The following is a 21,230-nucleotide window of genomic DNA, read 5'->3' on the forward strand; positions in this document are numbered from 1 at the left end:
GGGGCGCCGCGATATGTCAAGATCGTTGACATGACTGAGGCCGACGACGCGCCGCTGGGTTACCTGCTGTACCGGGTGGGGGCCGCGCTGCGCCCGGAGGTTTCCGGGGCGCTGGGCCCGCTGGGTTTGACCCTGCCCGAATTCGTTTGCCTGCGCATTCTTTCGATGTTCCCGGGCATGTCGAGTGCGGAGTTGTCCCGCCGCGCGGGCGTCACCCCGCAGGCGATGAACACGGTGCTGCGCCGGCTGCAGGAGGTCGGCGCGGTGGCGCGGCCGTCGTCGGTGTCGTCCGGGCGCTCGCTGCCGGCCCACCTGACCGGCGCGGGCCGCACCCTGCTCAAGCGGGCCGAAGCCGCCGTGCGCGGCGCCGATGCCCGAATCCTGGCCAAGCTCACCGAGACTCAGCAGCGCGAGTTCAAACGAATGCTGCAGAAACTGGGCTCCGACGGCTGATCAGGCGGCCTGGATGCGCGCCCACGGCCGCGCCTCTTCCAGCTCGTAGGCCAGCTGCAGCAGCAACGCCTCCTGGCCAATGTCGGCCGACAGCATCATGCCGACCGGCATGCCGTGCTCGGACTGCGCCAACGGCAGCGAGATGGCCGGCTCGCCGGTGACGTTGTGCAGCGGGGTGAACGACACCCAGTCGATCAACCGGCTGATCACCTGCTGATAGTCGGTCGGCGCCAGGAAACCGATGCGCGGCGTCTCGTCGGCGACGGTCGGGGTCAGCGCCGCGTCGTAGACGCCGAACAGGGGCGCGGTGCGCCGTCGCGCCCGGCGCAGCCGCGCGATCGCCAGCGGCAGGCGGTGCAGGTTGCGGCTGGTGTGCCGATACAGGCCCCGGGTGAGGGTGTCCAGCTTGTCGCGGTCGAACGTCGGGCCGAACAGGTGCCGGCCGCTGCGCACCTGGGCCAGCGCCAAAAACCCCCAATACAGCACGAAATCGTCGACGAAGCTGGCCGCGACCGGGGGCTCGTCGAGGAGCTCGACCCGGTGGCCGAGCTCCTCGAGCAGGCCGGCCGTCTTGAGCGTCAGCTCCCGGATCCGCGGACTGCACTCGCGCTGGATCGACCGGGTCAACACCGCGATCCGCAGCCGCTGGCGGCCCGGGCCGGTGACGTCGCCGATCGGCGCCAGCCTGAGGTTGCGCCAGATCCGCTCGGCCTCCCGGTAGAACGCCGCGGTGTCGCGCACCGAACGCGTCACCACCCCGTTGGCCACCACCCCGACCGGCATCCGGCGCAGCGTGGCATCCAGCGGCAGCCGCCCGCGCGACGGCTTGAGCCCGACCAGCCCGTTGCAGGCCGCCGGGATGCGGATGGAGCCGCCGCCGTCGTTGGCGTGCGCGATCGGCACCACGCCGGCGGCGACGAACGCGCCCGATCCCGACGACGACGCCCCGGCGGTGTAGTCGGTGTCCCACGGGTTACGGACCGGGCCCAGCCGGGGATGCTCGGCCGCCGCGCTGAAACCGAACTCCGACAGCTGTGTCTTGCCCACCGAGATCAGCCCGGTGGCCAGGTACAGCCGGGTGAACACGCTGTCTGCGACGGCGTTGTACGACGTCCACGCGTCGGTGCCGTGCATGGTGGGCTGGCCGGCGACGTCGATGTTGTCCTTGATGAACGTCGGGACGCCGTCGAAAAACGCGGAGAAACCGGCGGGCGGGTCGGGCCGCTCGGCGGCCGCCCGCGCCTGCTGAAAAGCCGCGTACGCCAAGCCATTCAGCATCGGGTCGACGGCCTCGGTGCGCGCGATCGCGGCCTCGACCACCTCGGCCCGGCTCACCCGACCGGCTCGGAGGGCGTCGGCCAGCCCGACCGCGTCGAGGTCGCCGAGGGCGTCGTCGCCGAACGCGTGCACGTGTCGCATGCACCGACGCTAACCCGCGCGGGCACGCCACCGGGAGGTTTTGTGCCGCCGCGCGCGACCGGTCAGGCCTGGCCGACCTCGAAGCGCACGAACCGGGTGACGGTCACGCCGGCCTCGTCGAGCAGCGCCTTGACGGTCTTCTTGCTATCGGACACCGACGGCTGCTCGAGCAGCACGGCGTCCTTGAAGAAGCCGTTCAACCGGCCCTCGACGATCTTGGGCAGCGCCTGCTCCGGCTTGCCCTCCGCCTTGGCCGTTTCCTCGGCGATGCGGCGCTCGCTGGCCACCACGTCCTCGGGCACGTCGTCGCGGGACAGGTAGCGGGCCTTGAGTGCGGCGATCTGCAGCGCGACCGCGTGGGCGGCCTCTTTGTCGCTGTCTTTGCCCGAGCCCTGGTACTCGACCAGCACGCCGACCGCGGGCGGCAGGTCGGCCGCCCGCCGGTGCAGGTAGGCCTCGACGGTGCCGTCGAAGTGCGCGACGCGGCGCAGCTCCAGCTTCTCGCCGATCTTGGCCGACAGCTCGGCGATCGCCTGCTCGACGGTCGTGTCACCGATTTTCGCGGCTTTCAGCGCGTCGACGTCGGCGGCCTTCGAGGACGCGGCCGCCGCCACGATCTGGTCGGCAAGCGCCTGGAATTCGGCGTTCTTGGCGACGAAGTCGGTCTCGCTGTTCAGCTCGATCAGCGCGCCGCCCTGGGCGGCCACCAGGCCCTCGGCCGTCGCCCGCTCGGCGCGCTTGCCGACGTCCTTGGCGCCCTTGATCCGCAGCGCCTCGACCGCCTTGTCGAAGTCGCCGTCGGATTCGGCCAGGGCGTTCTTGCAGTCGAGCATGCCGGCACCGGTGAGTTCCCGAAGCCGCTTGACGTCGGCAGCGGTGAAGTTGGCCAATGGTCAGCCTTCCTTAGGAGGGGTCGGTGGTGGGTTCGGGTGCGCCCGCTTCGGTGGGGGCGGCTGTCGCAGTGGCCGAGGCGAGCAGCTCCTGCTCCCACTCGGCGAGCGGCTCGGCGGCCTCGACCTCCGGCTTGCCGTCACCGCGGCCCACGCCGGCGCGGGCCTGCAGGCCCTCGGCGACCGCGGAGGCGATCACCTTGGTCAGCAGCGCGGCGCTGCGGATGGCGTCGTCGTTGCCCGGGATCGGGTAGTCGACCTCGTCGGGGTCGCAGTTGGTGTCCAGGATCGCGATGACCGGGATGCCCAGCTTGCGGGCCTCGCCGACGGCGATGTGCTCCTTGTTGGTGTCGACGACCCAGATCGCCGACGGCACCTTGCTCATGTCGCGGATACCGCCGAGGCTGCGCTCGAGCTTGTTCTTCTCGCGGGTCAGCCCGAGGATCTCCTTCTTGGTGCGGCCCTCGAAGCCGCCGGTCTGCTCCATGGCCTCGAGTTCCTTGAGGCGTTGCAGCCGCTTGTGCACGGTGGAGAAGTTGGTCAGCATGCCGCCGAGCCAGCGCTGGTTGACGTACGGCATGCCGACCCGGGTCGCTTCTGCCGCAATGGATTCCTGCGCCTGCTTCTTGGTGCCGACGAACAGCACGGTGCCGCCATGGGCGACGGTTTCCTTGACGAACTCGTACGCCTTGTCGATGAACGTCAGCGTCTGCTGCAGGTCGATGATGTAGATGCCGTTGCGGTCGGTGAAGATGAACCGCTTCATCTTGGGGTTCCAGCGACGGGTCTGGTGCCCGAAGTGGGTGCCGCTGTCGAGCAGCTGCTTCATGGTGACTACGGCCATGGAGGTGCCTCACTTGTGTCGGTTGTCGCCCGGCATCGGGTGAGGCCGGGCCCTGGCGCCTGCGGCGATGCCGAACCCAGCCCGGAAACCCGGGTGGGACCGGTCGGCATGCGGTGCGATCTCCTCGTGGAAACTCCGAGACGCGATGCAGACGCGCGAAGTCAGCCCGCGGACGAGCTGCGACCAGCAGTTTACACCCATTCAGCAGGTGCTTTTTCCACAGCCGCCGCGGCCGTGACTGGCGGCGCCGCCGCCGCGGCGCTGAACTCGGTGCGTGCGGTGGGCGGCGCTGATGCTGGTCGTGGGCCTGGTCGGCGCGGTCCCGGCGGCGGCCGGCGATCTTCGCCTGGAGTGGCCGCTGCGCCCGCCGCCGGTGGTGGTGCGGGCGTTCGACGCCCCGGCCCAGGACTGGCATCCCGGCCACCGGGGCGTCGATCTGGCCGGCACCGCCGGTCAGCCGGTGTACGCGGCGGGCGCGGGGACCGTGGTGTTCGCCGGGCTGCTCGCCGGGCGGCCGGTGGTGTCGGTGGCACATCCCGGCGGGCTGCGCACCAGCTACGAGCCCGTCCGGGCGGTGGTGCGGGTCGGGCAGCCGGTGACGGCGCAGACGGTGCTGGGCGAGCTGCTGCCCGGGCACCCCGGCTGCCGGGCCTCTCCAGCTGGAGGGGCCTGCCTGCACTGGGGCGCGATGTGGGGTCCGGCGTCGGGCGCACGCTACGTCGATCCGCTGGGCCTGGTCGCGTCCACCCCGATCCGGCTCAAGCCGCTGGGCGGTTGAGCGCGCTCGAGTGTTGCACCTCGGCGTTCGGTGTTGCATCGCGGCGCGGATCGTCGGCGTGTCGCCGCCCAGGGTTCACACTCGACGCGCGCGTCGCCGGTCAGGCCCGCGGATGGGCCTGGTCGTGCACGGCGCGCAGCCGCGAGACCGCGACATGGGTGTAGAGCTGGGTGGTGGCCAGGCTGGAATGACCCAGCAGTTCCTGGACCACCCGCAGGTCGGCGCCGCCTTCCAGGAGGTGGGTGGCCGCGCTGTGGCGCAGCCCGTGCGGTCCCATGTCCGGCGCACCGCTGACCGCCGCGATCGTCTGGTGCACCACGGTGCGGGCCTGGCGGACGTCGAGCCGGCGGCCGCGGGCGCCCAGCAGCAGCGCCGGGCCGGACTCCGCGTTCGCCAGGGCGGGCCGCCCGTCGGCCAGCCACGCGTGCAGCGCCTCGCCGGCCGGCGCCCCGAACGGGACGCTGCGCTGCTTGTTGCCCTTGCCCAGGACGCGGACCAGCCGGCGCCCGGTGTCCACGTCGTCGATGTCCAGGCCGCACAGCTCGCTGACCCGGATCCCGGTGGCATACAGCATCTCGACGATCAGCCGGTCCCGCAACGCGATCGGATCTCCTTGTGCCGCACCGTTTTTAGCGGCGGCCATGGCGCCCAGCGCCTGGTCCTGGCGCAGCACCGCGGGCAGGGTGCGGTGCGTCTTGGGCACCTGCAGCCGAGCCGCCGGGTCCGCGGTCAGCAGGCCGCGCCGCACGGCCCAGGCGGTGAACGCCTTGACCGCCGAGGTGCGGCGGGCCAGCGTGGTGCGGGCGACGCCGCCGGCGGCGGCCGCGGACAGCCAGGAGCGCAGCAGGGGCAGGCTCAGCCCGTCCAGGCCCGTGCCGCGCTCACCGGCGAAGGCCAGCAGCGAGCGCAGGTCGCCGAGGTAGGCGCGGCGGGTGTGCGCCGAACGCCCGCACTGCAGCGCCAGGTACTCGTCGAACTCCTCGAGGATCGGTTCGCTGTCCGGCACTCCCCCACGCTGGCAGAAACCGAGCGGCCGGACTCAGACGACGCGCCGAAGCGTGTCCGGGGTGAGATCTTTGCGCGTCGGATATCCGTCGACGGCCATGATGAGGTCGGCCTCGGCCAGGATCGAGCGCAGCACGTGCACGATGCCGTCGACGCCGCCGAGCGCCAGGCCGTACGCGTACGGGCGGCCGATGCCGACCGCGGTGGCGCCCAGCGCGAGCGCCTTGACGACGTCGGCGCCGCTGCGGATCCCGGAGTCGAACAGCACCGGCAGGCCGTCGGCCGCCTCGACCACCCCGGGCAGGCAGTCCAGCGCCGGCAGCCCGCCGTTGGCCTGGCGTCCGCCGTGGGTGGAGCAGTAGATGCCGTCGACGCCGCCGTCGCGGGCGCGGCGGGCGTCGTCGGGGTGGCAGATGCCCTTGATGATCAGCGGCAGATCGGTCAGCGACCGAAGCCAGGGCAGGTCGTCCCAGGTCAGCGGGTTTCCGAAGGTCGATATCCACTGCAGCACGGTGCCCTGCGGGTCCTCCTCGGGCGGGCGCGCCAGGGCGGCGCGGAACACCGGATCGCTGGTGTAGTTGCTCAGGCACATCCCCCGCAGCTGGGGAAAGTTGGCGGTGGACAGGTCGCGCGGTCGCCAGCCGGGGATCCAGGTGTCCAGGGTGACGATGATGCCCTTGAAGCCGGCGGCCTCGGCCCGGTGCACGAGGCTGGCGGCCAGCTCCCGGTCCTTCGGGGTGTAGAGCTGAAAGAAGCCGGGGGTGTCGCCGAACTGCGCGGCGACGTCTTCCATCGGGTCGGCGGTCAGGGTGGAAACGACCATGGGGACGCCGGTGGCCGCGGCCGCCCGCGCGGTGGCGAGGTCGCCGTGGCCGTCCTGGGCGCAGATGCCGATGACGCCGATCGGCGCCATGAACACCGGCGACGGCAGGGTCAGGCCGAACATCTGCACCGACAGGTCGCGTTCGGCGGCGCCGACGAACATGCGCGGGATCAGGCCCCAGCGGTCGAACGCCTCCCGGTTGGCCCGCTGGGTGCGTTCGTCGCCGGCGCCGCCGGTGACGTAGGACCACACCGACGGCGACATGGCCCGCTCGGCGCGGGACTCCAGCTCGGCGAAGGCCATCGGCAGCGACGGCGCCACCCCGCCCAGGCCGCGGAAGTAGATCTCGTTCTGGTAGTCGCCGAACGCCATGAGATAGAGGATGCCAGTCGGGCCGTCAGGCTTGCGCCGACTCCGCCTGGGCCAGTTCCTTCTTCCACTGCCGGAACGTCTCTTCGGTGCGGCCGCGGCGCCAGTAGCCCGAGATCGACGCCGCCCATTTCGCGTCGACGCCGCGCTCCTTGCGGACGTAGGGCCGCAGGTTGTGCATGACGGCTTGGGCCTCGCCGTGGATGAAGACGTGCACCTGCCCGGGCAGCCAGGGGGCACTGGTGACGGCCTCGATCAGCGGCGCGTGATCGCCGGCGCGGTCCTCGGGAACCAGGTCGGCGCGGCCGCCGCGGTACACCCAGTGCACCTCGACACCGTCGGGCGCGGTCAGCGGGATCTCGTCCTCGTGGCCGGCGACCTCGATGAAGGCCTTCCCGACCGCGCTGGGCGGCAACGCCTCCAGTGCCGCGGCGATGGCCGGCAGCGCCGATTCGTCGCCGGCCAGCAGATGCCAGTCGGCGGCCGGGTCGGGGGTGTAGGCGCCGCCGGGACCCATCAGGTAGATCGGCTGGCCGGGCTGGGCCGTGGCCGCCCACTGCCCGGCGATCCCGTGTTCGCCGTGCACGACGACGTCCAGGGCGATCTGGCGGGACGCGGCGTCGACGTGGCGGACCGTCAGGGTGCGCACCGAAGGCTTCTTCTCGGCCGGTAGCTCGGCGAAGCTGTCCAGGGTCAACGGCTGGGGCAGCCCGGCCACGTCCACGTCGTCGGCGACGAAGGCCAGCTTGACGTAGGAGTCGGTGAACTTGCTCGGCACGAAGGCGTCGAAATCCTTGCCCCTCAGCACGACCCGCACCATATGCGGGGTGAGTTGTTCGGTCCTGACAACCTCGAAGCTTTGCAGTGGTCGGCCCGCCACGTGTCCTCCTGTCCAAACCTCGACCCGCCGTCGACTATACGAGTCACGCCGGTGGCGGGGCCGGGCCCGCGGCGGTCCGCACGATCCTCCAGCGCCCGTCCTGGCGGCGCACCAGCCCGGCCAGCTCGAGCATCGCCAGCGGCCCCAGCGCCTGCTCGGGCAGCAACCCGCAGCCGGCCGCGAGCTGCTCGACGGTGGCCGCGCCGCGGCCCGGCAACGCCTCGTACACCCGGCGTTCGGCCTCGCCCAGGCCGTCCAGCGGCGTGACCGGGTGCGGCTCCTCGGCGGCCAATTCGCCGATGTGGCCGATGAGCTCGACGACGTGCTCGGCGCGGGTGATCAGCTCGGCGCCGTTGCGCAGCAGCGCGTGGCAGCCCGCCGAGGCCGACGACGTCACCGGCCCCGGCACCGCCGCCACCACCCGGCCCAGCGCGCGCGCCCAGGCCGCGGTGTTGGCCGCGCCGCTGCGCAGCCCGGCCTCCACCACGACGGTGGCCCCCGCCATCGCGGCCACGAGCCGATTGCGGGTCAGGAAGCGGTAGCGGGCCGGGCGGACACCGGGCGCATATTCGGTGAACAGCAGGCCGTGCTGCCCGATCCGGTGCAGCAGCGCGGAGTGACCGCTCGGGTAGGCGACGTCGAGCCCGCCGGCCAGCACCGCCACGGTGACGCCGTCGCAGTCCAGCGCGGCGCGGTGCGCCGCGCCGTCGATGCCGTAGGCGCCGCCGGAGACGACCGCGACGTCGCGCTGCACCAACCCGGCCACCAGGTCGCCGGCGACCTGCTCGCCGTAGGCGGTCGCGGCGCGGGTGCCGACCACGGCGGCCGCGCGGTGGGCGACCTCGTCGAGCCGGGCGGGGCCCTGCGCCCACAGCACCAGCGGCGCCAGCATCGGCGCGGTGCCGGGCGGGCGGGGTGTCGCCGCGCCAAACGCGGCGAAGGCCAGCACCGGCCACTCGTCGTCGTCGGGGGTGACCAACCGCCCGCCGCGCCGGGCGATCAGCTCGAGATCGGCCGCCGCGCGGTCGATCTCGCGCCGGGCTTCGGTGTGTTTGGCCAGCGCGTCGTCGACCGCTGCGCGCCGGACCCGCTCGGCCGCCTCCACCGGCCCGACCCGGCGCACCAGGGCGCCCAGCCCGGGGCAGGGCGGTTCGGCGACCCGGGACAGGTAGGCCCAGGCGCGCAACGCCCGGGGGTCGGCGGCCGTCATCGCCGTGCTCCCGGTTCCAAGAATCCGCCAAGAATCCGTCCAGCCTCGCCCGCGACTGTGGTGTGGTCCGCCGACGGCCGCCCGCCGGCCCGCACCGAACGGAGCGAACGATGATCCTCGACCTGCCGCTGGGCTACGCCGCGTCGCAACGTCCCAAAAACCCGTGGGCGGTCGCGGCGTTCGCGCTGAGCCTGGTCGCCTGGCTCGGTTTTCCCATCCCGGTGATCGCCATCGTGCTGGCCTGCATCGCGCTGCGCGAGATCCAAACGCGCGGCGAAAGCGGCCGCGCCATGGCGCAATTCGCCCGCGCGTTCGCGATCCTGGTGACCGTCGCGATCGCGCTGCGCGGCGGGCACACCGACTGGCTGACCCTGCTGCGCTGGTGACCCGGCCCGTCGGCGCGCCGCCGCGTTCATCGCTGCGCCCCCGCCTGGCGAAAGCTCAGCGCGGCGGCGACCTCCTCGGGTCCCGGCGATGTGCGCCCGGCCAGGTCGGCCACGCTCCACGCGACCCGCAGGGTGCGGTCCAGGCCCCGGATGCTGAGCAGTCCGCGGTCCAGCGCCTTCTGCAGCGGATCCATCGCCGCGCTGCCCAGCCGGAACTTGCGGCGCAGCAGCGGCCCGCTCACCTCGGCGTTGGTGCGAAACCCGTACGGCAGCCAGCGCTGCGCCGCGGCTTGCCGCGCCTGCGCGACCCGCCGGCGGACCTGCGCGGTGGATTCGCCGTCGCCGCCGCCGAACGCGCCGGCCCGCACCGGATGCATCTGCACCCGCAGGTCCACCCGGTCCAGCAGCGGCCCGGACAGCTTGCCCAGGTAGCGCCGCTTGGCGACCGCCGCGCAGACGCAGTCCTGCGGATCGGCCGGCGCGCACGGGCACAGGTTGGCGGCCAGCACCAGCTGGAAGCGGGCCGGGTAGCAGGCCACGCCGTCGCGGCGGGCCAGCCGAATCTCGCCGTCCTCCAACGGTGTTCGCAGCGCCTCCAGCGCGCTGAGCCGGATCTCGGCGCACTCGTCGAGGAACAGCACCCCGCGATGGGCCCGGCTGACCGCGCCCGGGCGGGCCATCCCGGAGCCGCCGCCGACCAGCGCCGCGACGCTGGAGCTGTGATGCGGCGCCACGAACGGCGGCCGGGTGATCAACGGCGTGTCCCCCGACAGCAGCCCGGCCACCGAGTGAATCGCGGTGACTTCCAGCGACTCGCTCTCCGTCAGCGGCGGCAGCAGCCCCGGAAGGCGTTGCGCGAGCATCGTTTTGCCCACCCCCGGCGGGCCGGTGAGCATCAGGTGGTGGGCCCCGGCCGCGGCCAACTCCACCGCGAACCGGGCCTGCGTCTGCCCGACCACGTCGACCAGATCCGCCGTCGGCTCCGGGACGGTGGTGTCCGGCTCGATCCGGCCGTCCAGGGCGCCGATGCCGCTCAGCCAGTCCTGCAGCTGGCCCAGCGTGCGCACGCCCCACACGTCGATGCCGTCGACCAGGCTGGCCTCGGCCAGGTTGTCGGCCGGGACCACCACGGCCGGCCAGCCGTCGCGCTTGGCGGCCAGCACCGCGGGCAGCACCCCGCGCACCGGCCGGACCCGCCCGTCCAGCGACAGCTCGCCCAGCAGCACCGTCTTGTCCAGCCGGTGCCACGGGTTCTTCCGCTGCGCCGACAGCACCGCCGACGCCAGAGCGATGTCGTAGACGCTGCCCATTTTCGGCAGCGTCGCCGGCGACAGCGCCAGCGTCAGCCGCGCCTGCGGCCAGTTGTTGGTGCAGTTGCTGACCGCCGCCCGGACCCGGTCGCGCGACTCCTGCAGCGCGGCGTCCGGCAACCCCACCAGATGCACGCCGGGCAGACCGGACGTGATGTCGGCCTCGATCTCCACGATCTGTCCGTCCACGCCGCGCACCGCGACGGAGAACGCGCGTCCCAGCGCCATCAGCCGATCCCCTGCAGATGCGTGATCTCCGGGGTGCGGCGGCGCCCCACCCGCACGCCGATCACGTCGATGCGGATGGCCGCCCAGCCCCGGTCCTGGCCGGCCAGCCACAGCCCGGCCAGCCGGCGCAGCCGGCGGACCTTGCGCGGCGTGACGGCCTGCGGCAGCCCGCCGTAGCCGTCGCCGGTGCGGGTCTTGACCTCGACGAACACCACCGTGGACGTGGCGTCGTCGCAGGCGATGATGTCGAGTTCTCCGTAGCGGCAGCGCCAGTTGCGGTGCAGCACCCGCAGCCCCATCCGGGTCAGGTGGTCCACGGCGAGCGCCTCACCCATCGCGCCCAGCTGGATCCGGGTCATCGTCGTTTCGGTCGTCATGGCGGCCACCCTGCCCGGCGCCGCCGACGGGCGAGGCCGGGCCGCCGGGCGCGGCCGCCCGCACCGGCCGGTTATCCCCAGTGCGGCTCGCATCCACAGCCGCGCCGTGCCACCGGTGCGGTTCAGCCGATCCGGTCGGCCCGGGTGTAGATGTTCATCGAGTCCTCCCGCAGAAAGGCCACCAACGTGACTCCGGACTCCTCGGCCAGCGACACCGCCAGTGACGACGGCGCGGACACCGCCGCCAGCACCGGGATGCCGGCCATCACCGCCTTCTGGGCCAGCTCGAACGACGCCCGCCCGCTGACCAGCAACACCGTGGCGCGCAGTGGCAGCCGCTGCTGCTCCAGCGCCCAGCCGATCACCTTGTCGACCGCGTTGTGCCGACCGACGTCTTCGCGCACCACCAGCATGGTGCCGTCGGCGCGGAACAGCGCGGCCGCATGCAGACCCCCGGTGCTGTCGAAAACCTTTTGCGCCGAACGCAATTGGTGTGGCATCGCCTGCAGGGTGGCGGCCGCGACGGTGGCGGGGTCGGCGGCCGGCGAAAACCGGCTGACCGATCGCACCGCCTCGAGCGACGCCTTGCCGCACACCCCGCACGAGGAGGTGGTGTAGAAGTTGCGGGTGATGTCGAGCTCGGGGCGGCCGAGGCCGGCCGCCAGCGTGACGTCCAGCACGTTGTAGCTGTTCGCGCCGTCCTCGCCGCGCCCGGCGCAGTAGCGGATGCTGTGCACGTCCTCGCGGGCCCCGATGATGCCCTCGGTCAGCAGAAAGCCTTGGGCCAGTTCGAAATCCGAGCCCGGCGTGCGCATCGTCACGGTGACCGCGGCGCCGCCCACCCGGATCTCCAACGGCTCCTCGACGACCAGGGTCTCCGGTCGGGTGGTCGCCTGCCCTGCGGTCAGATGCGTGACCCGCCGGCGCGACGTTACCTGCACCGCCTCAAACTACCGCGACCGGTGGGTCAGCGAGCCGCGGCAGACCCACGAGCCGATCACACCGCCGACGCCAGCGCCGCCAGCGCCTGCGCCGAGGTGTGCACGGGCCGCCAGCCCAGTTGGGTTTTGGCCTTGGTGGTGTCCATCACCATCGACGTGCGCGCGGTGTGCAGCCATTCCAGCATCGAGGGCACCAGCGGCGCCTTGGATATCGCCGCCGAGGCCGCCGTCGCCGCCACGGCCGGCACCCGCACCGGCCGCCCGCCCAGCGCCTTGGCCACGTCGGCCACCGTCACCACCCCGTCGCCGGCGATGTTGTACGCCCCCGGGGGCGCCGGCGCGGTGGCGGCCAGCGCGATGGCCGACGCCACGTCGTCGTGGTGGACCAACTGCAGCGGATAACCGGGGTCCGGCACCACCGGCTTGAGCACCGGGATCGCCTGCACCGCTTTGACGATGGCGCGCAGCGGGCCGGGCAGCTGGTTCCACGGCATCGCGTCGGCCAGCGCGGTCGCGCCCGGCCCGGCCACGATGCAGGGCCGCAGCACGAACACCTCCAGCGGCGAATCCTTGGTGATCTCGGCGAGCATCGCCTCGGACGCGGCCTTCTGCGCCGAGTAGTAATGCTCGGCTGAGCCGCGCGCCGGCACGTCCTCGGTCAGCGGGACGGGGTTGTCGGAGTGGTAGCCGTAGGCCGCCACCGACGACGTGTACACCAGGCGCCGCGGCCGCCCGGCCGCCACCGTCGCCTCGAAGACGTTGCGGGTGCCCTGCAGGTTGACGCGGGCGCTCTCGTCGCGCGAACCCATGATGATGAAGGCCAGGTGGATCACCACGTCGGCCTGCGCGACCACCGCGTCGACGGCCTCCCGGTCCAGGATGTCGCCCTGCTGGTAGGTGGTCTTCTGCCAGCCGCGCGAGGACGGGGAGAACGGCCGGCGAGCCATCCCGATGATCGCGTCCACGCCCGGTTCGCGCTCCAGTGCCGTCACCGCGGAGCGGCCGATCTCCCCCGTCGGTCCGGTCACCGCGACGGTCACACCCACTCGGTCACCCCCATACAGACGTCCTTCCCCCCGGCGGCCGGCCGAAACCGTGCGAGGCCGGCGTCGCGCACGCCCGCTCGGCGCGTGGTAGAACCATCATTCCAACCCGCGCGCGATCGCGCCCGCCGCCCACGGGCGGGCATCCCACCCCGTCGACGACCGGCGGTGACGGCGGATGCCGTCGGCAACCCGGCCAAACGGCATGTAAGGCTGGTGTCGGCGAGGAGATAATTTACGGCGTTGGGGAGCGGGTCATCCCGCCGGCACCGCAGGAAACGAGGCAGCAGCATGGCGGAACAATCGGAAGCCGGCGCGGTGGCATCCGCGGCGGGCGGGGAGAAAGCCGACCCCGCGACGGTTTTCGCGGCGCTGGCCGAGATCATCTACCAGGGCTCGGACGCCAACGAGATATATGCCGCCATCTGCATCGCCGCCACCCTGACGGTGCGCGGCTGCGACCACGCCAGCCTGTTGGTGCGCGAGAACGACCGCTACGTCACCGTCGGCGCCAGCGACCAGCTGGCCCGGCACATCGACGAGCTGGAACGCCGGGCCGGCGACGGCCCCTGCATCGACGCGATCGAGGAGGAGACGCCGCAGATCGACCCCGACCTGACCACGCCGTCGCTGTGGCCCAAGCTGGCCTCCGTGCTGGTCGCCGAGACCCCGGTGCGCGGTGCGATGGGCTTTCGGCTGCCGGTCGACAAGCGCAAGGGCGCGGCGCTCAACCTGTTCAGCGACACCCCCAACATGTTCGACGCCGAGTCGGCCGGCCGGGCGGCGGTGCTGGCCGCCTTCGCCAGCGTCGCCATCAACGCCGTCGCCAAGGGCGAGGACGCCGCGAGCCTGCGCCGCGGGCTGCTGTCCAACCGCGAGATCGGCAAGGCGGTCGGCATGTTGATGCTGTTGCACGAGATGACCGAGGACGAGGCGTTCGACCTGCTGCGCCGCCACTCCCAGGCGCTCAACATCAAGCTGGCCGAGGTGGCGCGCGCCGTGATCGACAACCGCGGTCAGCTGCCACCCGAGATCGAGAACCAGCTGCCGCCCAACACCTAGGCCGGGCTATTCGGGCAGCCGCAGCTCGGGCTTTTCGACCTCTTCGATGTTGACGTCCTTGAAGGTGACCACCCGCACCTGCTTGACGAACCGCGCCGGCCGGTACATGTCCCACACCCAGGCGTCGGAGAGCCGTAGCTCGAAGTAGACCTCGCCGTCGGCGTTGCGCGGCGTCATCTCCACGCTGTTGGCCAGGTAGAAGCGCCGTTCGGTTTCCACGACGTAGCTGAACTGTCCGACGATGTCCTTGTATTCGCGGTACAGCGAGAGCTCCATCTCGGTTTCATACTTTTCGAGATCTTCTGCGCTCATCTGCCACTCATCTGCTCAGACGTCCTTCTTCGGAGACACTGCCCTCGCCATCCCATCTTTCCTCACCGGCCCTCGTCGCGCTGCAGCGGTAGGTCCGGTTTGCAGTCGGCCACCACCCGGCCGCCCGAGCCGTTGGCCACCCGCCGCACGTTGATGAACGAATGACGATGCTGCGGGCACGGGCCCAGCCGGGCCAGCGCCGCGCTGTGCGCCGGCGTGCTGTAGCCCTTGTGGTCGGCGAAGCCGTAGCCGGGGTGCTCGGCGTCCATCGCCACCATCAACCGGTCCCGGCTGACCTTGGCCAGCACGCTGGCGGCCGCGATGCACGCCGCGACGGCGTCGCCCCCGATCACCGGCAGCGACGGCACCGCCAACCCGGGCACCCGGAAGCCGTCGCTGAGCACGTAGCCGGGCCGCAGCGACAGCCCGGCCACGGCACGGCGCATCCCCTCGATGTTGGCGACGTGCACGCCGCGGCGGTCCACCTCCGCCGGCGGAATGAACACCACGTGGTAGGCCAGCGCATAGCGGCGGATCACCGGGAACAGCCGCTCCCGCACGCTCTCCGTCAGCTTTTTCGAATCATCAAGGGCAGCAAGGCTTTCCAGCTTCCCCGGGCCGAGCACGCAGGCCGCCACCACCAGCGGTCCGGCGCAGGCGCCGCGGCCCACCTCGTCGACGCCGGCCACCGGCCCCAGCCCGCTGCGGTACAGCGCCGACTCCAGGGTGCGCAGACCCGACGATTTACGAATCACCGTCCGGGGCGGCCACGTCGTGGCCATGGTTACTGCCCCTGTTGCGGGTTCACCGATCCCACCCCGCCCCAGCGGGACGGCGGCCACACGATGAACCTGGCCTTGCCGATCACGTTGGACACCGGCACGGTTCCCGACGCCGGATCCCCGGTGCACAACACGCCCTTGAGCGCCTCGGCCGGCACGCTGGTGCAGTGCGCGCGTGAATCCGCGGAGTGGGTCCGGTTGTCGCCCATCACCCACAGCCGCCCGGCCGGCACGGTGACCGGGCCGAACTCACTGCCCAGGCACGGGTACACCGACGGGTCGGCGGCCATGGTGTTGCGATCCAGGTAGGGCTCGCGCAGCGGCTTGCCGTTGACCGTCAGCCCGGTCTCGGCCCGGCACTGCACGGTCTGCCCCCCGACCGCGATCACCCGTTTGACCAGGTCGTTCTCGTCCGGTGGGACGAAGCCGACGAAGGACAGCGCGTTCTGCGCCCAGCGCAGCGCGGTGTTGTTGGACCGGATCGACTTGTAGCCGAGGTTCCACGACGGCGGGCCCTTGAAGACGATCACGTCGCCGGGGCGCGGGGCGCCGAAGCGGTAGCTGACCTTGTCGACCATGATCCGGTCGCCCACACAGCCGGTGCAGCCGTGCAGCGTGGGCTCCATGGACTCCGACGGAATCAGGTACGGCCGCGCCACGAAGGTCAGCATGACGTAGTAGAGCAGCACGGCGATCACCGCCAGGATGGCGAATTCGCGCAGCGTCGAACGCTTGGAGCCCTCGGTGGGAGCGGCTGCGTCGGGCTTGGTCCCCGGTTCGGGAACCGGTGCGGGCGCGCCGGCGTCGTCGTCGGGGCGGGTATCCGGGTTGCGGGTGGAGACCTTCGGATCTGCGTCGCCAGCGTGGGACTGGGGGTTAGAGGAATCCGCGGTGTCGGTCACGAGATCAGCGTAGCCAGCGCACGTTACGGCCCGGCAAGCGGCGAGCGGTCGGGCCGCTCAGCGCTTCTCCTTGATCTTGGCCTTCTTGCCGCGCAGTTCACGCAGGTAGTACAGCTTGGCGCGGCGCACGTCTCCGCGGGTCACCACCTGGATGTGGTCGATGTTGGGCGAGTGCACCGGGAAGGTCCGCTCGACGCCGACGCCGTAGCTTTCCTTGCGCACGGTGAAGGTCTCGCGCACGCCGCCGCCCTGGCGGCGGATCACCACGCCCTTGAACACCTGGATCCGCTCCTTGGCGCCCTCGATGACCTTGACGTGCACGTTGACGGTGTCGCCCGGGCCGAAAACCGGGATGTCGTCGCGCAGCGACGCCTGATCGACGAAGTCCAGCCGGTTCATGTGAGAGACACTTCCTTGAGGTCGCGGCCGGCGGCAGCCACCCACACGCGGGTGTGAGGCGGTCGCCCGGCCGATGGTTTCGGGCTTTCTGGCGCATCTCGCAGCAGGCGGGAAGTGGCCCAGCCGGCCTGCAACCGCTGGAGACAACTGGTCAATTGTGCCAGACGGGGTCCCTGGCGCGGAAATCACAGCGCGTCGGCGGTTCACAACGAGCCGAACTCGCTGGTGAATGGTACATATGACTGGGGTCAGAACGCGCTACCCGCACCACGGCGTGATGGCCGGTGCGAGTGCCGCGAGCGGGCCGCCGTAGGCACTGTGTCGAGTCGCGCGCAAGGAGACGAATGCGGGTACGGCCGCTGACGCTGTTCACCGCCACCGCGGCGGTGACGTTGCTGATCGCCGCCGGTTCCGAGGCGCTGGTCCAGGCCAAGGTGTACCACCTGCCCGTCGCCGCGCCGGTGCGGGTGCTCACTCAGCCGCCGCCCCCGCAGTCGGCCGCCCTGATGCTCGAGGCCGCCACCCCGCCGCAGCCGCCGCAGGCGCTGCCGAACGCCGGGTTCGCCCAGCTGCCGGCCCGCATCCAGCAGGCCGCCGACCAGGCCGCGGCCAGCGGCGCCGCGCTGTCGGTGGCCATCCTCGACCGCGGCACCCACCAGCTGGTGTCCATCGGCAACGGCCAGATCGTGGGCACCGCGTCGGTGGCCAAGCTCTTCATCGCCGACGATCTGCTGCTGCACCAGGCCGAGGGCAAGGCCGCGCTGAGCGCCGACGACCGCCAGGCGCTGGACATCATGCTGCAGTCCTCCGACGACGGCGCCGCGGAGCGGTTCTGGGGCCAGGGCGGCGGCGCGGCCATCATCTCCGAGGTGGCGAGCCGCTACGGCCTGACGTCCACCACCCCACCCGGCGACGGCCGCTGGTGGAACACCATGAGCTCGGTGACCGACCTGATCCGCTACTACGACATGCTGCTGGACGGGTCGGGCGGCCTGCCGGCCGACCAGGCCAGGATCATCGTCAGCGACCTGGCCCAGTCGACCCCCAACGGTGTGGACGGTTATCCGCAGCGGTTCGGCATCCCCGACGGCCTGTACGCCGAGCCCGTCGCGGTCAAGCAGGGCTGGATGTGCTGCATCGGCGCCGACTGGATGCACCTGTCCACCGGCGTGATCGGCGCCGACCGCCGCTACATCATGGTGGTCCAGTCGCTGCAGCCCGCCGACGACGCGACCGCCCGGGAGACCATCACCCGGGCGGTCAAGACGATCTTTCCCGACGGCCGCATCGAGGCCCCGCCGCACGGGCTCTAAAGGCCCGGACCGTCTTGCGGCCCAACCGGATCGGCTAGCAGCTCCGGTCGGCGCTCGCGGGTGCGCTGCAGCGAGACCTCCCGGCGCCACGCCGCGATCCGGGCATGGTCACCGGAGAGCAACACCTCGGGCACGTCCAGCCCGCGCCAGCTCGGCGGCCGGGTGTAGCTGGGCCCCTCCAGCCGCCGGTCCAGTGCCGGCGAGTGCGAATCATCGTGGCGCGACGCGGGATTGCCGAGCACCCCGTCGAGCAGCCGCAACACGGCCTCGATCATCACCACCGCCGCCGACTCCCCGCCCGGCAACACGTAGTCGCCGATGGAGACCTCTTCGACCCGCATCCGCCGGGCGGCGTCCTCGACCACCCGCTGGTCGATGCCCTCGTAGCGGCCGCACGCGAACACCAGATGCCGCTCGGCGCTCCAGCGGGCGGCGGTGGCCTGGTCGAACAGCGCGCCGGCCGGCGTGGGGACCACCAAAAGTGTTTCCGCGGAGGCGATTTCGTCGAGCGCCTCACCCCACACCGGCGCCTTCATCACCATGCCCGGGCCGCCGCCGTAGGGCGCGTCGTCGACCGAGCGGTGCACGTCGTGCGTCCAGCGCCGCAGGTCGTGCACCCGCAGATCGACCAGGCCGGACTGAATCGCCTTGCCCGGCAACGACTGCCGCAGCGGGTCCAGGTAGGCCGGAAAGATGGTGACGACGTCGATTCTCATGCCGGCCTACAGGTCCAGCAGGCCGTCGGGCGGATCGATCTCGATGAGCCCGTCGTCCAGCGACACCGCGGTGACGATCGCGCTGACGAACGGCACCAACACTTCTCGCGGCGCACCGTCCGCGTCGTCACGCACCGCCAGCAGCTCGCCGGCGGCGGTGTGCAGCACCTCGGCGACCGCACCGACCCGCTGGCCGCCGGTGGTGCGCACCTGCAGGCCCTCGAGTTGATGGTCGTAGTAGGTGTCGGGCTCGTCGATGTCGGGCAACTCGGCGGAGTCGACGACGAACAGGGTGCCGCGCAGCGCGTCGGCGGCGTCCCGGTCGGTGACGCCGGCCAGCCGCACCAGCAGCCGCCCGCCGTGCTCACGCGCGCTCTCGATGACGCAGCTGCGTTCCGGGCCGCCACGGGAAGGCTTGGCGCGCAACGTGTTACCCGGTGCGAATCGGGCGGCGGGATCGTCGGTGCGGATCTCGACGACGATCTCACCGCTGATGCCGTGCGCTTTGACCACGCGCCCGACGGTCAACTCCAAGGGAGTTCCCTACTGGTCGGTGTCCACCACGTCGACGCGGATCCCGCGTCCGCCGATGCCGGCGACCAGCGTGCGCAACGCCGTCGCGGTGCGACCGCCGCGGCCGATCACCTTGCCCAGGTCGTCGGGGTGGACGTGGACTTCCACGGTCCGCCCGCGGCGGCTGGTCACCATGTCCACCCGGACGTCGTCGGGGTTGTCGACAATCCCGCGAACCAGATGCTCAACAGCGTCAACGACAACCGTGCTCATGACCGCGGTCAGCTCTCGGTGCTCGACTCGGCCTGCTCGCCACCCTCGGCCGGCGCGGCGGCCTCAGGCTCGGCTGCTTCCGGCGCGGCGGCTTCCGGCTCGGCGGCCTTCGCGGCCTTCTTGGCGCCCGACGTCGCGGCCTTCTTCTTCGGCTTGGCGGCCTCGGTGGTCGGTCCGCCCTCGGCCTCGGCCAGCGCGGCGTTGAACAGCTCCAGCTTGCTGGGCTTGGGCGGGGCGACCTTCAAGCGGCCCTCGGCGCCCGGCAGACCCTTGAACTTCTGCCAGTCGCCGGTGATCTTCAGCAGCTTGAGGACGGGCTCGGTGGGCTGAGCACCCACAGACAACCAGTACTGCGCGCGCTCGGAGTTGATCTCGATCAGGCTCGGGTCTTCCTTGGGGTGGTAGCGGCCGATGATCTCGATGGAGCGGCCGTCGCGCCGGGTGCGGGCGTCGGCGACGGCGATGCGGTACTGGGGATTGCGGATTTTGCCAAGCCGGGTGAGCTTGATCTTCACAGCCATGGTTAAGCGAATTCTCCTGTGTGGATCACGCTGCAATTCAGCAATCGGGGCGGGCTGCCCGGATCCGGTTTTGCCTCGCGTGCAGCCGCCTATTGTGCCAGAACGGCCGCGGCGATCAGAAATCGCGCGCGCTCACATCACCTTCTGGAACACCTTGGTCTCCACCCGCCGGGTCATCCGCCAGCCCCCGGGCGTGCGCACGAACTCGTCGTCGTACCAGAGCCCGCAGAACAGCACTTGATCGGTGTCGCCGCCCAGCACCATCGGGTTGAAGCAGATCACCCGCGACGAGGCGGTGTCGCCGTCGATGCGCACCGAGAAGTTGCCCAGCATGTGCGCGTATACCGGGAAGTTGGGCAGCACCTCGGCCAGCCACTTCTTCACCTCCGGGTACCGACCCTCGATGCCGCCCAGCGCCGTGTAGTCGATGTAGGCGTCCGGCGTGAAGACGTCGTCCAGGTCGTCGAATCGCCGGTTGTCGATCGCGGTCGAGTAGTCCACCAGCAGCTGCTGGATCTCCAGGCGGTCGGAGATCTCCTCCAGGCTCAACATGCATCGGACAGTAGACGAAAATCCCCTCCGAAATGGACCGGAAGTTAGACTTTGCGGCCATGCGCAAGCTCTGGACCGCGGCCGCGGCGCTGCTGCTCGTCGGCGCCTGCGGTGCCCCCACCGCCGCGGCGGACAGCACCCAGCCGGCCGGCTCGATCCCGATTCCCGACGGCCCGGCGCAGACCTGGATCATCGCCGACCTGGACAGCGGTCAGGTGCTGGCCGGCCGCGACCCCAACGTCGCGCATCCGCCGGCCAGCACCATCAAGACGCTGCTGGCCCAGGTGGTGCTGGACGAGGTGAGCCTGGACGCCACCGTGGTGGCCGACGCCGCCGACACCCAGGTCGAATGCAACTGCGTCGGCATCAAGCCGGGCCGCAGCTACACCGCGCGCCAACTGCTCGACGCCCTGCTGCTGGTGTCGGGCAACGACGCCGCCAACACGCTGGCGCACATGCTGGGCGGGCCGGAGGCGACGGTGGCCAAGATGAACGCCAAGGCGGCGGCGCTCGGCGCCACCAACACGCACGCGTCGACGCCGTCCGGCCTGGACGGGCCCAACGGGTCGGGGTCGTCGACGGCGCACGACCTGGCCGTCATCTTCCGCGCGGCAATGGCCAACCCGGTGTTCGCGCAAATCACCGCCGAGCCCTCGGCGATGTTCCCTGGCGACAACGGTCTGCAGCCGATCACCAACCAGGACGAGCTGCTGCAGCGCTACCCCGGCGCGATCGGCGGCAAGACCGGGTTCACCAACGCGGCCCGCAAGACCTTCGTCGGCGCCGCCGCGCGCGGGGGCCGGCGGCTGGTGATCGCCATGATGTACGGGCTGATCAAGGAGGGCGGGCCGTCGTACTGGGATCAGGCGGCGACGTTGTTCGACTGGGGATTCGCCCAGAGCCCGCAGGCCAGCATCGGCTCGCTGTAA

General features: G+C 71.7%; 24 protein-coding genes and 2 pseudogenes. 6 read left to right on the forward strand and 20 right to left on the reverse strand.

What is annotated here, in order from left to right; genetic code table 11:
- Nucleotides 1-30 precede the first annotated feature (30 nt).
- Complete coding sequence (locus tag H7I87_RS01530; RefSeq protein WP_003875096.1) at nucleotides 31-453, forward strand: MarR family winged helix-turn-helix transcriptional regulator; 423 nt, start codon at nucleotides 31-33, stop codon at nucleotides 451-453.
- Here H7I87_RS01530 and H7I87_RS01535 read toward each other — a convergent pair whose 3' ends face one another.
- From H7I87_RS01535 to rpsB, 3 genes are all read right to left on the reverse strand, one after another.
- Nucleotides 454-1,872, reverse strand: a complete 1,419-nt coding sequence (locus H7I87_RS01535) for an amidase (protein WP_023861087.1) — start codon at nucleotides 1,870-1,872, stop codon at nucleotides 454-456. It lies immediately after the preceding gene.
- A gap of 62 nt (nucleotides 1,873-1,934) precedes the next feature.
- A complete protein-coding gene (tsf, locus tag H7I87_RS01540; RefSeq protein ID WP_011725650.1) occupies nucleotides 1,935-2,762 on the reverse strand; it encodes a translation elongation factor Ts in 828 nt (275 codons plus the stop codon).
- Nucleotides 2,763-2,775: 13 nt separating this feature from the next.
- Nucleotides 2,776-3,606, reverse strand: a complete 831-nt coding sequence (gene rpsB / locus H7I87_RS01545) for a 30S ribosomal protein S2 (RefSeq protein WP_003875093.1) — start codon at nucleotides 3,604-3,606, stop codon at nucleotides 2,776-2,778.
- A gap of 304 nt (nucleotides 3,607-3,910) precedes the next feature.
- On the opposite strand from rpsB, the pseudogene H7I87_RS01550 reads away from it, so the two are divergent.
- Nucleotides 3,911-4,375, forward strand: a pseudogene (locus H7I87_RS01550) (M23 family metallopeptidase); the annotation flags it as partial.
- Between the two features lie 109 nt (nucleotides 4,376-4,484).
- Here H7I87_RS01550 and H7I87_RS01555 read toward each other — a convergent pair.
- From H7I87_RS01555 to dprA, 4 genes are read right to left on the reverse strand one after another with little or no spacing between them, the layout of a single operon-like run.
- Nucleotides 4,485-5,390: a tyrosine recombinase XerC gene (locus H7I87_RS01555; RefSeq protein WP_011725651.1), complete on the reverse strand. Its 906-nt coding sequence runs from the start codon at nucleotides 5,388-5,390 to the stop codon at nucleotides 4,485-4,487.
- 33 nt (nucleotides 5,391-5,423) lie between these two features.
- On the reverse strand, nucleotides 5,424-6,584 hold the full coding sequence (locus tag H7I87_RS01560) for a lactate 2-monooxygenase (protein WP_011725652.1): 1,161 nt from the start codon (nucleotides 6,582-6,584) through the stop codon (nucleotides 5,424-5,426).
- Nucleotides 6,585-6,609: 25 nt separating this feature from the next.
- Nucleotides 6,610-7,461 (reverse strand): siderophore-interacting protein, encoded by an 852-nt coding sequence (locus H7I87_RS01565; RefSeq protein WP_003875089.1) that lies wholly within the window; start codon nucleotides 7,459-7,461, stop codon nucleotides 6,610-6,612.
- Nucleotides 7,462-7,504: 43 nt separating this feature from the next.
- Nucleotides 7,505-8,671 carry a DNA-processing protein DprA gene (gene dprA / locus H7I87_RS01570; RefSeq protein ID WP_011725653.1) on the reverse strand — a complete coding sequence of 389 codons (1,167 nt, stop codon included), beginning with the start codon at nucleotides 8,669-8,671 and terminating at the stop codon, nucleotides 7,505-7,507.
- A gap of 110 nt (nucleotides 8,672-8,781) precedes the next feature.
- On the opposite strand from dprA, the gene H7I87_RS01575 reads away from it, so the two are divergent.
- Nucleotides 8,782-9,057: a DUF4190 domain-containing protein gene (locus tag H7I87_RS01575; protein ID WP_003875087.1), complete on the forward strand. Its 276-nt coding sequence runs from the start codon at nucleotides 8,782-8,784 to the stop codon at nucleotides 9,055-9,057.
- 26 nt (nucleotides 9,058-9,083) lie between these two features.
- Here H7I87_RS01575 and H7I87_RS01580 read toward each other — a convergent pair whose 3' ends face one another.
- The 4 genes from H7I87_RS01580 to H7I87_RS01595 form a co-directional block, all read right to left on the reverse strand.
- Complete coding sequence (locus H7I87_RS01580; protein ID WP_009978152.1) at nucleotides 9,084-10,595, reverse strand: YifB family Mg chelatase-like AAA ATPase; 1,512 nt, start codon at nucleotides 10,593-10,595, stop codon at nucleotides 9,084-9,086.
- On the reverse strand, nucleotides 10,595-10,972 hold the full coding sequence (locus tag H7I87_RS01585) for a YraN family protein (protein ID WP_029248554.1): 378 nt from the start codon (nucleotides 10,970-10,972) through the stop codon (nucleotides 10,595-10,597). Before H7I87_RS01585 ends, H7I87_RS01580 begins: the two co-directional genes overlap by 1 nt.
- Before the next feature lie 122 nt (nucleotides 10,973-11,094).
- Complete coding sequence (gene fdhD / locus H7I87_RS01590; RefSeq protein ID WP_011725656.1) at nucleotides 11,095-11,913, reverse strand: formate dehydrogenase accessory sulfurtransferase FdhD; 819 nt, start codon at nucleotides 11,911-11,913, stop codon at nucleotides 11,095-11,097.
- A 56-nt stretch (nucleotides 11,914-11,969) separates the two neighbouring features.
- Nucleotides 11,970-12,959: an SDR family oxidoreductase gene (locus tag H7I87_RS01595; RefSeq protein WP_003878714.1), complete on the reverse strand. Its 990-nt coding sequence runs from the start codon at nucleotides 12,957-12,959 to the stop codon at nucleotides 11,970-11,972.
- 288 nt (nucleotides 12,960-13,247) lie between these two features.
- On the opposite strand from H7I87_RS01595, the gene H7I87_RS01600 reads away from it, so the two are divergent.
- Nucleotides 13,248-14,018, forward strand: a complete 771-nt coding sequence (locus H7I87_RS01600; protein WP_011725657.1) for a GAF and ANTAR domain-containing protein — start codon at nucleotides 13,248-13,250, stop codon at nucleotides 14,016-14,018.
- 6 nt (nucleotides 14,019-14,024) lie between these two features.
- Here H7I87_RS01600 and H7I87_RS01605 read toward each other — a convergent pair whose 3' ends face one another.
- The 4 genes and pseudogenes from H7I87_RS01605 to rplS form a co-directional block, all read right to left on the reverse strand.
- The gene (locus tag H7I87_RS01605; protein WP_003875077.1) at nucleotides 14,025-14,330 is read right to left on the reverse strand and encodes a DUF2469 domain-containing protein; all 306 of its coding nucleotides are present in this window, start codon (nucleotides 14,328-14,330) and stop codon (nucleotides 14,025-14,027) included.
- Between the two features lie 7 nt (nucleotides 14,331-14,337).
- Nucleotides 14,338-15,112 (reverse strand): annotated as a pseudogene (locus H7I87_RS01610) (ribonuclease HII).
- Between the two features lie 2 nt (nucleotides 15,113-15,114).
- A complete protein-coding gene (lepB, locus tag H7I87_RS01615; RefSeq protein ID WP_003875075.1) occupies nucleotides 15,115-16,014 on the reverse strand; it encodes a signal peptidase I in 900 nt (299 codons plus the stop codon).
- 57 nt (nucleotides 16,015-16,071) lie between these two features.
- Nucleotides 16,072-16,413 carry a 50S ribosomal protein L19 gene (rplS, locus tag H7I87_RS01620; RefSeq protein WP_003875074.1) on the reverse strand — a complete coding sequence of 114 codons (342 nt, stop codon included), beginning with the start codon at nucleotides 16,411-16,413 and terminating at the stop codon, nucleotides 16,072-16,074.
- A gap of 344 nt (nucleotides 16,414-16,757) precedes the next feature.
- On the opposite strand from rplS, the gene H7I87_RS01625 reads away from it, so the two are divergent.
- Nucleotides 16,758-17,726: a serine hydrolase gene (locus tag H7I87_RS01625; RefSeq protein WP_003875073.1), complete on the forward strand. Its 969-nt coding sequence runs from the start codon at nucleotides 16,758-16,760 to the stop codon at nucleotides 17,724-17,726.
- On the opposite strand, the gene trmD is transcribed toward H7I87_RS01625, so the two are convergent.
- The 5 genes from trmD to H7I87_RS01650 all read right to left on the reverse strand — a co-directional run bounded on the left by trmD (nucleotide 17,723) and on the right by H7I87_RS01650 (nucleotide 20,301).
- Nucleotides 17,723-18,442, reverse strand: coding sequence for a tRNA (guanosine(37)-N1)-methyltransferase TrmD (gene trmD / locus H7I87_RS01630; RefSeq protein WP_011725659.1), 720 nt, complete (start codon nucleotides 18,440-18,442; stop codon nucleotides 17,723-17,725). The genes H7I87_RS01625 and trmD overlap by 4 nt on opposite strands.
- A gap of 6 nt (nucleotides 18,443-18,448) precedes the next feature.
- Nucleotides 18,449-18,976: a ribosome maturation factor RimM gene (gene rimM / locus H7I87_RS01635; RefSeq protein ID WP_011725660.1), complete on the reverse strand. Its 528-nt coding sequence runs from the start codon at nucleotides 18,974-18,976 to the stop codon at nucleotides 18,449-18,451.
- Nucleotides 18,977-18,985: 9 nt separating this feature from the next.
- On the reverse strand, nucleotides 18,986-19,228 hold the full coding sequence (locus H7I87_RS01640) for an RNA-binding protein (protein ID WP_003878715.1): 243 nt from the start codon (nucleotides 19,226-19,228) through the stop codon (nucleotides 18,986-18,988).
- A gap of 8 nt (nucleotides 19,229-19,236) precedes the next feature.
- The gene (gene rpsP / locus H7I87_RS01645; protein ID WP_011725661.1) at nucleotides 19,237-19,749 is read right to left on the reverse strand and encodes a 30S ribosomal protein S16; all 513 of its coding nucleotides are present in this window, start codon (nucleotides 19,747-19,749) and stop codon (nucleotides 19,237-19,239) included.
- Between the two features lie 132 nt (nucleotides 19,750-19,881).
- Nucleotides 19,882-20,301, reverse strand: coding sequence for a nuclear transport factor 2 family protein (locus H7I87_RS01650; RefSeq protein WP_003875068.1), 420 nt, complete (start codon nucleotides 20,299-20,301; stop codon nucleotides 19,882-19,884).
- 59 nt (nucleotides 20,302-20,360) lie between these two features.
- On the opposite strand from H7I87_RS01650, the gene H7I87_RS01655 reads away from it, so the two are divergent.
- Nucleotides 20,361-21,230, forward strand: a complete 870-nt coding sequence (locus H7I87_RS01655; protein WP_003878716.1) for a D-alanyl-D-alanine carboxypeptidase family protein — start codon at nucleotides 20,361-20,363, stop codon at nucleotides 21,228-21,230.

It is taken from the genome of Mycobacterium timonense (assembly GCF_025821985.1).
In the GTDB taxonomy this organism is placed as follows: Bacteria; Actinomycetota; Actinomycetes; order Mycobacteriales; family Mycobacteriaceae; genus Mycobacterium; species Mycobacterium avium.

Bases quoted from the DNA above. Each gene is read 5' to 3' on its own strand.
- H7I87_RS01530 (WP_003875096.1), top strand. From the start codon at position 31: ATGACTGAGGCCGACGACGCGCCGCTGGGTTACCTGCTGTACCGGGTG.
- H7I87_RS01535 (WP_023861087.1), bottom strand. From the start codon at position 1,872: ATGCGACACGTGCACGCGTTCGGCGACGACGCCCTCGGCGACCTCGAC.
- rpsB (WP_003875093.1), bottom strand. From the start codon at position 3,606: ATGGCCGTAGTCACCATGAAGCAGCTGCTCGACAGCGGCACCCACTTC.
- H7I87_RS01560 (WP_011725652.1), bottom strand. From the start codon at position 6,584: ATGGCGTTCGGCGACTACCAGAACGAGATCTACTTCCGCGGCCTGGGC.
- dprA (WP_011725653.1), bottom strand. From the start codon at position 8,671: ATGACGGCCGCCGACCCCCGGGCGTTGCGCGCCTGGGCCTACCTGTCC.
- H7I87_RS01575 (WP_003875087.1), top strand. From the start codon at position 8,782: ATGATCCTCGACCTGCCGCTGGGCTACGCCGCGTCGCAACGTCCCAAA.
- H7I87_RS01580 (WP_009978152.1), bottom strand. From the start codon at position 10,595: ATGGCGCTGGGACGCGCGTTCTCCGTCGCGGTGCGCGGCGTGGACGGA.
- H7I87_RS01585 (WP_029248554.1), bottom strand. From the start codon at position 10,972: ATGACGACCGAAACGACGATGACCCGGATCCAGCTGGGCGCGATGGGT.
- H7I87_RS01600 (WP_011725657.1), top strand. From the start codon at position 13,248: ATGGCGGAACAATCGGAAGCCGGCGCGGTGGCATCCGCGGCGGGCGGG.
- H7I87_RS01605 (WP_003875077.1), bottom strand. From the start codon at position 14,330: ATGAGCGCAGAAGATCTCGAAAAGTATGAAACCGAGATGGAGCTCTCG.
- rplS (WP_003875074.1), bottom strand. From the start codon at position 16,413: ATGAACCGGCTGGACTTCGTCGATCAGGCGTCGCTGCGCGACGACATC.
- H7I87_RS01625 (WP_003875073.1), top strand. From the start codon at position 16,758: ATGCGGGTACGGCCGCTGACGCTGTTCACCGCCACCGCGGCGGTGACG.
- trmD (WP_011725659.1), bottom strand. From the start codon at position 18,442: ATGAGAATCGACGTCGTCACCATCTTTCCGGCCTACCTGGACCCGCTG.
- H7I87_RS01640 (WP_003878715.1), bottom strand. From the start codon at position 19,228: ATGAGCACGGTTGTCGTTGACGCTGTTGAGCATCTGGTTCGCGGGATT.
- rpsP (WP_011725661.1), bottom strand. From the start codon at position 19,749: ATGGCTGTGAAGATCAAGCTCACCCGGCTTGGCAAAATCCGCAATCCC.
- H7I87_RS01650 (WP_003875068.1), bottom strand. From the start codon at position 20,301: ATGTTGAGCCTGGAGGAGATCTCCGACCGCCTGGAGATCCAGCAGCTG.
- H7I87_RS01655 (WP_003878716.1), top strand. From the start codon at position 20,361: ATGCGCAAGCTCTGGACCGCGGCCGCGGCGCTGCTGCTCGTCGGCGCC.